The organism is Pasteurella multocida, assembly GCF_900187275.1.
Taxonomy (GTDB): Bacteria; Pseudomonadota; Gammaproteobacteria; order Enterobacterales; family Pasteurellaceae; genus Pasteurella; species Pasteurella multocida.
The window spans coordinates 1,523,198-1,535,584 of sequence record NZ_LT906458.1 but is presented as its reverse complement, the minus strand read 5'-3'; the positions used below and the strand labels follow the sequence as shown (position 1 = coordinate 1,535,584).

10 protein-coding genes and 1 pseudogene are annotated in these 12,387 nt (G+C 41.1%); 6 read left to right on the top strand and 5 right to left on the bottom strand.

What is annotated here, in order from left to right; translation table 11 throughout:
* Positions 1-11: 11 nt before the first annotated feature.
* Positions 12-734 (top strand): LutC/YkgG family protein, encoded by a 723-nt coding sequence (locus CKV69_RS07065; RefSeq protein WP_010907381.1) that lies wholly within the window; start codon positions 12-14, stop codon positions 732-734.
* 94 nt (positions 735-828) lie between these two features.
* Here CKV69_RS07065 and pssA read toward each other — a convergent pair whose 3' ends face one another.
* Complete coding sequence (gene pssA / locus CKV69_RS07060) at positions 829-2,205, bottom strand: CDP-diacylglycerol--serine O-phosphatidyltransferase (protein ID WP_005724911.1); 1,377 nt, start codon at positions 2,203-2,205, stop codon at positions 829-831.
* 165 nt (positions 2,206-2,370) lie between these two features.
* Between pssA and CKV69_RS07055 the strand changes: the two are divergent.
* A pseudogene (locus CKV69_RS07055) lies at positions 2,371-3,449 on the top strand (TrmH family RNA methyltransferase).
* 157 nt (positions 3,450-3,606) lie between these two features.
* On the opposite strand, the gene CKV69_RS07050 reads toward CKV69_RS07055, so the two are convergent.
* Positions 3,607-3,867 carry a YfhL family 4Fe-4S dicluster ferredoxin gene (locus tag CKV69_RS07050; protein WP_005719279.1) on the bottom strand — a complete coding sequence of 87 codons (261 nt, stop codon included), beginning with the start codon at positions 3,865-3,867 and terminating at the stop codon, positions 3,607-3,609.
* 77 nt (positions 3,868-3,944) lie between these two features.
* Between CKV69_RS07050 and CKV69_RS07045 the strand changes: the two genes are divergently transcribed.
* The 4 genes from CKV69_RS07045 (at position 3,945) to CKV69_RS07030 (ending at position 8,442) form a co-directional block, all read left to right on the top strand.
* Positions 3,945-4,640 carry a ribonuclease T2 family protein gene (locus CKV69_RS07045; RefSeq protein ID WP_005719283.1) on the top strand — a complete coding sequence of 232 codons (696 nt, stop codon included), beginning with the start codon at positions 3,945-3,947 and terminating at the stop codon, positions 4,638-4,640.
* A 116-nt stretch (positions 4,641-4,756) separates the two neighbouring features.
* Positions 4,757-5,920: a phosphoglycerate kinase gene (pgk, locus tag CKV69_RS07040; RefSeq protein WP_005758072.1), complete on the top strand. Its 1,164-nt coding sequence runs from the start codon at positions 4,757-4,759 to the stop codon at positions 5,918-5,920.
* A gap of 113 nt (positions 5,921-6,033) precedes the next feature.
* Positions 6,034-7,113, top strand: coding sequence for a class II fructose-bisphosphate aldolase (fbaA, locus tag CKV69_RS07035; protein WP_005719287.1), 1,080 nt, complete (start codon positions 6,034-6,036; stop codon positions 7,111-7,113).
* Positions 7,114-7,191: 78 nt separating this feature from the next.
* Positions 7,192-8,442 carry an O-antigen ligase family protein gene (locus tag CKV69_RS07030; RefSeq protein WP_016533063.1) on the top strand — a complete coding sequence of 417 codons (1,251 nt, stop codon included), beginning with the start codon at positions 7,192-7,194 and terminating at the stop codon, positions 8,440-8,442.
* A gap of 21 nt (positions 8,443-8,463) precedes the next feature.
* On the opposite strand, the gene CKV69_RS07025 is transcribed toward CKV69_RS07030, so the two are convergent.
* The 3 genes from CKV69_RS07025 to rlmD are packed head-to-tail and all read right to left on the bottom strand — an operon-like array spanning position 8,464 to position 12,385.
* On the bottom strand, positions 8,464-8,820 hold the full coding sequence (locus CKV69_RS07025; protein ID WP_005724931.1) for a diacylglycerol kinase: 357 nt from the start codon (positions 8,818-8,820) through the stop codon (positions 8,464-8,466).
* Between the two features lie 23 nt (positions 8,821-8,843).
* Complete coding sequence (gene relA / locus CKV69_RS07020) at positions 8,844-11,063, bottom strand: GTP diphosphokinase (RefSeq protein WP_005719296.1); 2,220 nt, start codon at positions 11,061-11,063, stop codon at positions 8,844-8,846.
* Positions 11,064-11,071: 8 nt separating this feature from the next.
* Positions 11,072-12,385, bottom strand: a complete 1,314-nt coding sequence (gene rlmD / locus CKV69_RS07015; RefSeq protein WP_014326402.1) for a 23S rRNA (uracil(1939)-C(5))-methyltransferase RlmD — start codon at positions 12,383-12,385, stop codon at positions 11,072-11,074.
* Positions 12,386-12,387 lie beyond the last annotated feature (2 nt).

Here is a 12,387-nt window from a genome sequence, read left to right as displayed (position 1 = left end):
GAGGAATTTCGATGTTAGATCAAAATAATAGACAACAGTTTTTAGATCACCTTGCCAAACAATTAGGACGTGAGCCTCGTACGCAAGTCGTCACTGAATATCATCCGCTAAATGATTATCCAGTGACTCGTTTAACCGAGTTAAGTCTTGACCAGCGTTGTGATGCGTTCGTGGAATTTGCGTCGCAAACCATGTTAGTCAATTGCCAAGTGACCACACCAGAACAAGCTACTGCTGATTTGTTGGCAATGTGTGAAAAATATGGTGGCGGTCCAGTGATTTTAAATGATGATTCTCGTTTAGTCGAAGCGGGGATTACGCCGGCAGTACAAGCGAAATATGAAACTCATATTTGGTCAGAAAATGCAGCAGAAATTAACCGCACTTTTGCGAATACTGCGAATATTGGAATTGTGTTTGCAGAATACGGTTTAACCGAATCCGGTGGAATTGTGTTATTTTCTGATGCACAGCGTGGACGTTCAGTGAGCTTATTACCAAAAGTGTCGATTGTTGTATTAAACAAAAGTACGATTTTGCCACGTGTGGCACAGCTTTCTGAAATTCTTCATCAAAAAGCGAAGCAAGGTGAGCGTATGCCATCTTGCATTAACTTAATTGCGGGACCCAGTTCAACAGCGGATATTGAATTAATCAAAGTGGTTGGTGTACATGGACCGGTGGCGAAAGCCTATTTAATTATTGATGATACAAAAAACGTTTCGGTTTCTTAACTGACTGTGTCGTTTAAAAAAGACCGCGAAAGTGCGGTCTTTTTTTTATGTTTTTTTGAATGAGAAAATATCACCACGACAGAGTGATTGACTATTATAAGATCATCTTCACGAGCTTATCCGCTTTTACACGGGCAAATTTTTTCAATAACTTTTGTACGGGGGCCGGATACTGTTTCATTTCGTCAAGTTCAGAATAATGGCGCAACACTTGTGTATGTTGGCGAATGTAATCCAGTTCTTGTTCAAATTGTGCGCGTAGCTCTTGTTTTGGATCGTAGATAAATAAACCATTCTCCGCATCCAAGCGCCATGCTCGAGGATTTAGATTATTGCCAGTGAGGAGCACATAATTGTTATCGACCCAAACCCCTTTCAAGTGGTATGAATTATCCCCATCTTTCCAAGTCCGAATCACTAACAAACCTTGGTTAATCTCATATTCAAACTTTTTGCTAAAACGGCGTAAATTGCTTTCGTATAGATAAGGCAAGGCACCCGCCATTTTAAAGGGTTCTGAAGGCGGGATATAGAAGTCATTTGCAGTTTTGTCACCGACAATAATTTCCACTTTTTTCCCTTTATTCAGCAAGCGGCGGATTTTTTGTTGTAGTGTACGCGGAAAATTAAAATAAGGAGTACAAATCACTAATTCCTCTTCCACAATTTGGAAGAGATCCTCGATCACTTGGTTTAATTGGTTACTGTATTTACTCAAGCCAAAGAGCGCAGAAATACTGAGTTGTTCAGGTGTTTCCTCCAAGAAACGCGCGCCTTTTAACGTATAACGGGCATCAAAAGCGAGTGTTTTACGAAATTCTTTAATCGCGGGGCGTATTTCTTTGGTTGTTGGACGAGTGTTCTGATCTAATGGGTGAACAGCTAACGGATCCAACAAATAGTCGTTGATAAAGTTCACCATGCTGTTGGCTAATTCAGGATGAGTGATTTTATGGTAGCGATCGTAACGGTATTTATTAAATTGATTTAAGTAAACATTGTTAATACTTGCACCACTGTATAAGACCGTATCATCAAACACAAAGCCTTTAATATGTAACACACCAAAGACTTCTCGAGTGTTCACTGGCACCCCAAAAAAGAGAGGTGAATCTTGCTCTGCTTGATATTTTGCACGTTGTTCACAATACCAGTCAGCATTAGTCATACTTTTTTCCGCACCCAGTAAATTGCGTTGTGCACGGTGCCAGTCAATTAAAATCTTGATTTCTAATGACGGGTTGTTTTGTTTGGCACGGTAGATTTCATCTAAAATTTCTTGACCCGCTTCGTCATGTTGCCAATAAAGTGCGGTCACATAAATGCGTGATTTTGCTTGTTTAATGAGCTGAAGGATTTGCTGTTTGAATGCGGCAGCGCTATAAATAAATTCAACGTGTTCAGCTTGTAAGGGTAAACAGAATAAACGATTGATATTTTGTTTTGCTCGTTTGGTTTTGTTTATCAGCATAAAAATCATTCTCTATAGTTTGATTAGCTCTGTAGTTTACAATATTTACCTCGCGACTTGGTAGAAAAATGCGGTTTTTTCGTTATAATGCTCACACTTTCTTGCAACGCTAGGTGATTTTTTGCCCAGCTTTGCCTCCTCAACTCATCAAATAGGCATATCGAAATGAATAGTAAAGCGAAAGCGCCTGTCTTTCAACAAACCAGTAATAAGCAATTTCATGAACGCAGCGTTGGCGAAAAATCTGTCAAAACTGCACCGCACTTTAAAGAAAAATTTGACGGACGTGGCGAGGCGAAGACTCGCGAAAAGTTGACGGGCAATAAATTTTCGGCGAGAAGTAAACCTGTGCGTCGTCCACAGCAAGTCGAACAGCATATTTCTGAAACCTCCATGCGTACAGCATCTGGCGAAGAAGGCAAAGTGAAAGTTGTGGTGAAAAGTACGGGTGCCAGCGATAAACCTCGTGAGAAAAAAACTGGGGCACTTTCGCCACGCGCACCCGAAAAAATTAAGAAAAACCGTGCAGAAGAAATGAAGTCTATGGCGAGAATGCTTGTCAGGCATTGTTTGCACAACGTCCGGAAAGCATTGTGCGTATTTGGGCAACGGTAGAGATGGCGAAAAAGAGCGGTGAACTTTTCAGTTATTTAGCAGAGCAGAAAAAAGCCTATCATGTGGTGGACAGTGCGGAACTCGCTTTAGTGAGCGGTACCGCGCATCATGGCGGCATTTGTATGTTAGTGAAAAAAGCCCGTCCTTTTACTTTAGCCGGATACTTGGACATTCCACGTAAACAAGATTGTCTTGTGTTGATAGATGGCGTGCAAAATCCACATAATTTAGGCGGTGTTGTGCGTACTTGTGCGGTGTTTGGTGTGAAAGGTGTGGTGATTGAACAAGCGTTAGCGGATAATTTAAACGCGCCTGCGGCAATGCGTGTGGTAGAAGGGGGAATGGAATATGTTCGGGTGTTGGAAACAACCGATGTGCCAAAGGCATTAGCGCAATTGCGTCAAGCAGGTTATCAACTTATTCATGTGACGGCGAATAAACAAGCTAAGCCGCTATCGAAATTACACTTTACTGAGAAAGTGGTGTTTGTTCTAAATGAACAAGGCGATGCTTCTCTTGCACAAGCCGAAGATGAACAGGTGGTGTTGTCTCTTGGTAATCCATTAAAAGCAGAATTAAATATTGCGGTGGCAACGGGCATTTTATTAGCACAGTGGGACTATCGTTGAGGTTAACAGAATCGGGCATTTGCCCGATTTTTCATCATGTGCAGGGAAAAAGGTGTGGGATGTAACCTGAGGCAGGAAAAGAAAAACGTATGCCTGCGATTGAGGCTCGTTTTCAGGCATTTTCAAGGCGGCTAAGAATTGTTACACTCGATACAGGCTATAATTTATCTGCGTGATGAATCAGAACAAACCGTTCCCACAGTTGCTCATTGGTTTCAATGTGGTCGGGATCGGTAATAATACAGTGATTAATGGGGCAGACTTTTTGACAGGTTGGGATGTCATAATGCCCCACGCATTCTGTGCAAAGGGCGGGATCAATGACGTAAATTTCCTCTCCCATTGAAATTGCTTGATTTGGACATTCCGGCTCACACATATCGCAATTTGTGCATTTGTCTGTGATTAAAAGCGCCATGGTGTTTGTCCTTTGCTGTGTTACAGTGAAAGCGACGAATTATAATCAATCCGCTCCAAAAGTGAAATAGGAATTTTATGAACGAGAAAAAAACACTTCAGCTGTCTATCTTTGTGGTTTGTTTTCTAATGTTTTTGTTGTCAGGCTGGTATTTCTTTTCTAAGCAAAAACAAGCTGTTGAAATTATCGTGGATCGTAATTACGACTATATTATGAAAAATGATCCGATCGGTCAAAACGCCAATGCGCCGACGGATTATTATACGTTTGTATTATCTTGGTCGCCGGCATTTTGTGAGAAGCAGCGTAATCGTTATGGTGATGACTTACCTAATTCATTGCAATATCAATGTGGTTTAACTCAGCAATTTGGCTGGGTGATTCATGGTTTATGGCCTCAAAATGAGCGTGCGCGTCGCGTCTCAGATCAACCGCGTTTTTGCCGAGGGGATTTACCAATGGTACCGCAAGAGATCATTGAGCAATATTTACCAGAATCGCCAAGTGCCAGTTTATTACAAGGTGAGTGGGAAAAACACGGTGCTTGTGCTTTTGATGATGCAAAAGCGTATTTTGACAAACAACGTGAACTGTATCGCACCTTAAAATTACCAAATTATGAATTAAGTCGGAATGAACTTTTCCAGTGGTTGCGTAAAAATAATAAGCACCTAAAAGAGGCATATTTAGGGGCAAGTCGTAATGAACTCTTTATTTGTTATGACTTAAAATGGCAGGTGATCGATTGTCCAAGAAGTCGTACAGGATATTAATTTTTATTTATTAAATAATAAAAATTATTTGATCTAACGCAGTACAGCCTAGTTAGAAAGGGGTATAATGCGTTTAGTTTTCTCATTTTTTAATTTAACCAGTAAGAGGATAAAATATGTCAGTAATCAAAATGACAGACTTGGATTTGAGCGGCAAACGTGTGTTTATTCGTGCTGATTTAAATGTGCCAGTCAAAGATGGCAAAGTGACTTCTGATGCACGTATCCGTGCGACCATCCCTACCTTGAAACTTGCGCTTGAAAAAGGCGCAAAAGTGATGGTGACTTCACACTTAGGTCGCCCAACAGAAGGCGAATTTGATGAAGCAAACTCACTGAAACCTGTAGTTGATTACTTAAATGCAAATTTAGATGTGCCTGTTCGTTTAGTACGCGATTATTTAGACGGTGTGGACGTTAACCAAGGCGAAATCGTGGTATTAGAAAACGTGCGCATTAACAAAGGTGAGAAGAAAAACGATCCTGAATTAGGCAAAAAATATGCCGCACTTTGCGATGTCTTTGTGATGGATGCCTTTGGTACTGCACACCGTGCGCAAGCCTCGACTTACGGTGTGGCTGAATATGCGCCAGTGGCTTGTGCGGGTCCATTATTAGCGGCTGAATTAGATGCTTTAGGTAAAGCCTTAAAAGAACCTGCGCGTCCAATGGTGGCGATTGTAGGGGGGTCGAAAGTCTCAACCAAATTAGAAGTGTTAAATTCCTTATCTAAAATTGCGGACCAAATTATTGTGGGCGGGGGTATCGCCAATACCTTCATTGCTGCAGCAGGTCATAACGTCGGTAAATCCTTATATGAAGAAGATTTAATTCCAGTGGCGAAAAACTTAGCGGCAAGCACAGATATTCCTGTACCCGTTGATGTGCGCGTAGGGTTAGAATTCTCTGAAACTGCAGCAGCAACAGAAAAAGCCGTCAATGAAGTGAAAGATGATGAATCCATTTTTGATATTGGTGATAAATCAGCAGAACAACTCGCGGAAATTATCAAAAATGCGAAAACGATTCTTTGGAATGGTCCAGTGGGCGTGTTTGAGTTCCCGAATTTCCGTAAAGGGACTGAAATCATTTCTCACGCAATTGCTAATAGCGAAGGTTTCTCAATTGCAGGTGGTGGTGACACATTAGCGGCGATTGACCTATTCGGTATCAAAGATAAAATTTCTTATATTTCAACAGGTGGTGGTGCGTTCTTAGAATTCGTTGAAGGTAAAGTATTACCAGCAGTAGAAATCTTAGAAAAACGTGCAAATGGTTAATTGGGTGGGGGCAGGCTTGTGTAGTCGCCCCTCTCTATTTTGAATGAGAATAAGCATTAGGCTTATCAAGAAACGAAATTTCACTCTAATCAAATAAATAAAGGAAGCAGAAAATGGCTAAATTATTAGATATTGTAAAACCCGGCGTTGTTACTGGTGATGATGTTCAGAAAGTATTTGCATATGCAAAAGCAAACAATTTTGCGATTCCAGCGGTAAACTGTGTGGGTTCAGACTCTGTAAATGCCGTATTAGAAACCGCAGCACGTGTCAAAGCACCTGTGATTATTCAATTCTCAAATGGTGGTGCACAATTTTATGCTGGTAAAGGCTTAAAACCAGCAAGTGGTGCACGTACTGATGTACTGGGTGCCATTGCAGGGGCAAAACATGTTCACGCGTTGGCAGAAGAATATGGTGTACCGGTGATTTTACATACTGACCATGCAGCGAAAAAACTTCTTCCATGGATTGACGGTTTATTAGAGGCGGGTGAAAAACATTTTGCTGAAACAGGCAAACCATTATTCTCTTCTCACATGATTGATCTTTCTGAAGAACCTATGGAAGAAAACATGGCTATTTGCCGTGAATACCTCGCGCGTATGGACAAAATGGGGATGACGTTAGAAATCGAAATCGGTATCACGGGTGGTGAAGAAGATGGAGTTGATAACTCTGATGTAGAAGAATCTAAACTTTATACGCAACCAGAAGATGTACTTTATGTTTATGATCAATTAAACCCAGTGAGCCCGCGTTTCACAGTCGCTGCGGCATTCGGTAACGTACATGGTGTTTATAAGCCGGGTAATGTGAAATTAAAACCGTCTATCTTAGGTGCATCACAAGAATTTGTTTCTAAAGAACGTGGTTTGCCAGCGAAATCAATCGACTTTGTCTTCCATGGTGGCTCAGGCTCAAGCCGTGAAGAGATCCGCGAAGCGATCAGTTACGGTGCGATCAAAATGAATATCGATACCGACACACAATGGGCATCTTGGGAAGGGATTTTGAAATTCTACAACGCAAATCAAGATTATCTTCAAGGTCAATTAGGTAACCCAGAAGGTCCTGATGCACCAAACAAAAAATACTATGATCCACGTGTTTGGTTACGTAAAATGGAAGAATCCATGTCTAAACGTTTAGAACAATCTTTCGAAGATTTGAATTGTATTGATGTTCTATAAGCAACTCAATTCAGTTACAATGAAGCCGCACGTTGATGTGCGGTTTTTTTTTGTTTCTTTATTAAGTTGTTAGATATTATGCAAAGCTTAAAAAAATCTTCTTTATACGTATTGAGTATAAATTTTATTATTTTTATCTTCTTTCCCACGCTTTTTCTTGTAAAAGGTGGGCATAATATTGCCTCTGTCGGGTTATGTGGCATCGCACTCATTTACCTGATTTCTCGTCTGCTTAACAGGGAAGAGCTTGACTCATTGCCTCGTGCAGAAAAAATCTGGATGTTATGTCTTCTTTTTTATAGCGCAACGTTTTTATTGTCTTTCTTTTGGCATGCTGAAAAGCTAAGGGAACTCGAACATATTGCTAAGTTGTGCCTGTTTATCCCATTGTTATATTTATTTGAACGTTATCGACCTCATATCAATTGGCTACTTAAGGGAATTTTATTCGGTGCGATAATTGCAGGCGGTGTGGCGATTTATGATCGCTTTATCTTAAATGTTTATGCGGCGTATTCACCGCGTATGTTACAGATTCAAGCGGGCGATATTGCCATGTCTTTAGGTCTGTTTTCGTTTGTGATTGGTTTGCATTCGTTTAGTCGACAGCAATATCGTCAGATGTTGTGGGCGATTATTGCGACGTTATTCGGGATACTTGGTAGTGTGTTATCGACGGCTCGGGGTGGCTGGATTGGCTTACCGCTGCTGTTATGTTTTGCGTTGTTTGCTTATCGTCAGTATTTATCGAAAAAAATTCTCTTTTTTGTGAGTTTGTTTTTTGTGTTTCTGTTGGCAGCTGTTGCATTCGCCCCTAAAACAAAGTTGATTTCTCGTGTGACAGAAGCATACACCGAAACACAACAATATTTTGACGCACAAGCAGAACAATCGACCTCGATTGGCGCGCGTTTTGCGTTATGGAAAAGTGCATTGCTTATGGCAAAAGAAAAACCACTATTAGGTTGGGGAAATGCGGGAGCGATGGAGAAACGTCAAGTGCAGCAACAAGAAGGGGTGATAAGTGAATATGCCGCCAATTTTACCCATGCACATAATCAATATTTGGATAACCTGTCAAAATATGGTCTTGTAGGGTTAGTTGCATTACTGGCGATTTTTAGTGTGCCATTTTGTTATTTTTATCGAAAACGACATGCCATAAAGAGTGAGGAAAAATTAGTGGCAACATTAGGTATGCTTCATATTATTTCAGTGATGTGCTATTCCTTAACTCAAGCCTTTTTAAACCATAATTCCGGTAATATTTTTTATTTCTTATCGGTTTTTATTTTCTATGGCTGTTTAAAACACAGTGAAAAGGAATAACACATAATATGATTTGTCTGCTCAATAAAAGAGCACCAGTGCCCACACAACAACCACATTGACCATGGCAATAAAAACGGAAGCGGAGCCGAAATCTTTAGCGCGCCCAGAGAGTTCATGATGGTCCAAGCTGATGCGATCAACGACCGCTTCAATCGCACTATTAATCAGTTCAAAGGCAAGAACTAACAAAAGAGAGCCAAGCATTAAGGCAATTTCAATCCCATTTTCACCGAGCCAAAAGGCTAAAGGCACCAAAAAAAGGGCGGCGAGCAGTTCATGGCGAAACGCAGTTTCAAATTTAACCGCACTTTTTAATCCTTTGAGTGAATAACCAGTGGCTTTAATCAGATGAGTAAGTCCTGTTGTTTTATACATTTTTATTATCCTTAATGGCTGAATTACAGTCGTTTTGCTTCAATGACATCGTCGAGTTTTGAAAGACGAGCTAGAATTTTACTCAAAATTTGAACATTATTCAGCTCAATTTCCATATCAATTGTCGCTAATTGTTTTTTAGTATCAGTACGACTCGATACACCTAAGACACTAATTTTATCGTTGGCTAAAACCGTCGTGATATCACGTAATAAGCCACTGCGATCACTGGCGATAATACGGATACTGATTTTAAATCCACTGGCATAGTTATCACCCCAAATGGACTCTACCACTCGTTCGGGATGAGCTTGTTGTAGTTCGAGGAATTGTTCGCAATCACTGCGGTGAATGGAAATCCCCCGTCCCATTGTGATATAACCCATAATATGATCGCCCGGAATTGGTTGACAACAACGGGCAATGTGATGCATTAAATTCCCGACACCTTCTACGATCACATAACCCCGAGGCTTTTCTTTTTGTTGATTATTCGCTGCACTTTTATTTGCCACATGACGTAAGATTTCTTCATCAACTTCTTGAGCCGTCGTTTTAATTAACTTGTTTTGTAAGAAGTTGATGAGGTGATTGAGGCGAATATCACCGCCACCGATACCCGCGTATAAATCCTCTAAATTTTTTAGGTTGTAACGCGCTAAGGCGTGTGGTTCGATTTGTTTTAAGCCGATGTTTAAGCGTGTAAGTTCATTTTCCAGCATTTCTTTACCTGCCGGAATATTTTTCTCACGATCTTGTTTTTTAAACCAAGCATGGATTTTAGCCCGTGCTTTGGCGGTATGTGTAAAGCCTAAGTTAGGATTTAACCAGTCGCGACTTGGGTTGGCATTTTTCTGTGTAATGATGTCAATTTGATCACCCATTTGTAGCTGATAGGTGAACGGAACAATACGACCACTGACTTTGGCACCAATACAGCGATGACCAATTTCACTATGAATAGCATAGGCAAAATCTAATGGGGTGGAACCTGTCGGTAAATCGATAACCTCACCTTTGGGGGTAAACACATAAACGCGATCGTCAAAGACCTGGCTACGCATTTCTGCCATAATTTCGCCCGAGTCCGTAATATCATCTTGCCAAGCAAGCAATTTGCGTAACCAGGTGATTTTTTCTTCATAGCCAGAACGACCGCCAGTCGCGCCTTCTTTATATTTCCAGTGGGCGGCTACCCCAAGCTCGGCATCATCATGCATTTGTTGAGTGCGAATTTGCACTTCCACCGGTTTACCGCCTTTGCCGAGGACAACAGTATGGATAGATTGGTAACCATTAGGTTTCGGGTTCGCCACGTAATCATCAAATTCTTTCGGAATATGTTTGAAGTGGGTATGCACAATGCCAAGTGCGGTATAACAATCTTGCAATTTAGGGACGATAATTCGCACTGCACGAACATCGTAGAGATCGCTAAATTCAAGATGTTTTTTCTGCATTTTGCGCCAAATGCTATAGATGTGTTTCGGACGACCATACACTTCCACTTTATCAATGTTATGGCGTAAATAGTCGCTTACTTCGGAGACAAAATCTGCAATGTATTGTTCTCGATCAAGGCGTCTTTCTTTCAATAAGTTGGCAATGCTACGATATTGCTCAGGGTGGAGATAACGGAAACAGTAATCTTCTAACTCCCATTTTAGTTGCCCGATACCTAAACGATTTGCCAGTGGGGCATAAATATTGGCACATTCTTTGGCGGCTAGGACTTTATCTTCTTCAGAGCAGGTTTGTTCGGCATCCCTTAAAAAAGTAATGCGTTCTGCCAGTTTGATAATCACACAACGGAAATCATCTACCATCGCGAGTAACATGCGGCGGATATTATCCACTTGTGCGTTATTGGCGGATTGGCTGGCATTTAATTGGCGAATATTATCCATTTCCATCACGCCTTTTGCCAATTTATAGATATTTGCCCCAAAATCTTCGTTAATTTGGCTGAGTTCGACAAGCTTGTGATGAATCGTCGGATAGAGCATTGCCGTGAGTAAGCTATCTGCATCCATATTCAGACTGTGTAGAATTTCGACCATTTCTACGCCAGAGTGCAATGAGCAAGAAGAGGCGTCGTGGTGTTGCGGTATGTACTTTTGCGAGTAATACCAAGCGTTGACCAGATTTTCTCGTACTTCTGGTGAAACCTCTAAACTGGCACACCAGGTTTCAATAACAAAATCTTTTGGATTGAGTAAGTGTGATCCTCGCACTGCAACCATAATCTATCCTATTCTTTTTCAAATAAACTGATGGATTCTAAATGTCCTGTATTGGGGAACATATCGATCATTGCGACTTTTTTAAGTCGGTAGTTAAATTGTAATAAAATCGCTGTATCACGTACTAATGTAGCAGGATTGCAGGAAACATATAAGATTTTTTCTGCGCCCAATTCACATAAGGCATGTAAGGCAAATGCCGCGCCTGTACGTGGAGGGTCCAGTAAAATTTTATTAAAATGTTGGCTCGCCCAATGTTGTTGCACAAAAGGTTGATCTAAATTCGCCTGATAGAATTGGACATTATCACATTGATTTTGTTCCGCATTTCGTTTTGCTTTCTCCACCATTTCTCCTACGCCTTCAATGCCCACAACCTGATTGACCTGACGACTGATTGGGAGGGTGAAGTTTCCCATACCACAAAACAAATCTAATACGTTATCGTTCGATGTGAGTTCCAACCACTCAAGAGTGGTATCAATCATTTTCTGATTTACAACAGCATTCACTTGGATAAAGTCACGGATATCAAACTGTAATTTGGTGCCATCGCGTAGTATGTAGTAAGGTGCCTCGCCATGTAGTTGGGTGATCTGTTGATCATCTTGTACAAACAACATTAAGTTTTCTTGTTGCGCAAAATTGGTTAATAAAGTGCGGTCAGTTTGCGCTAAATTTCCTGTATGGCGTAATAACATCGCAATTCCATTATCCGCATGCACTAACTCCACATGCCCTAAGTTTTTAGGCAGGGACCATGTTGAAAACAACAAATGTAATTTAGGTAAGAGTTGACTTAAGGGGATTTCAAGCACATCACAATGCTGCAGATTCACGATTTGTTGAGTATTTCTCTGACGCAAACCCATCGCAAGTTGTTTGCTTTTGGGATGAAACCGCACGCTTAAACGCACACGACGGCGATAATGCCAAGGCGCTGCGACGATCATGGGCATGAAGGTCGCTTGAGGTTGTAATTGTTGTAAGTGTTGGAATAAGGCTTGTTGTTTAGCCTGACGTTGCATGTCAATTGGAATATGTTGACTTTGGCAACCACCGCACTGGGCATAGTAAGCACATTTTGCTGACTGGCGTTCTGGATGTGGAGTGAGAATTTTGCAGCTGATTCCATGACCATAATGGCGTTTTTCATCGACAATGCGCACTTCCACTTTTTCTTGTGGCAGTGCATTTTCAATGAACCACGTTTTGCCTTGTACTTTGGCTACACCACGTCCTTGATAATCAAGATCAAGAATTTCCGCAACGAATGTTGTGTTACGTGGGGTGGATTGATGAGGGGTATAGTGTAATACCATAG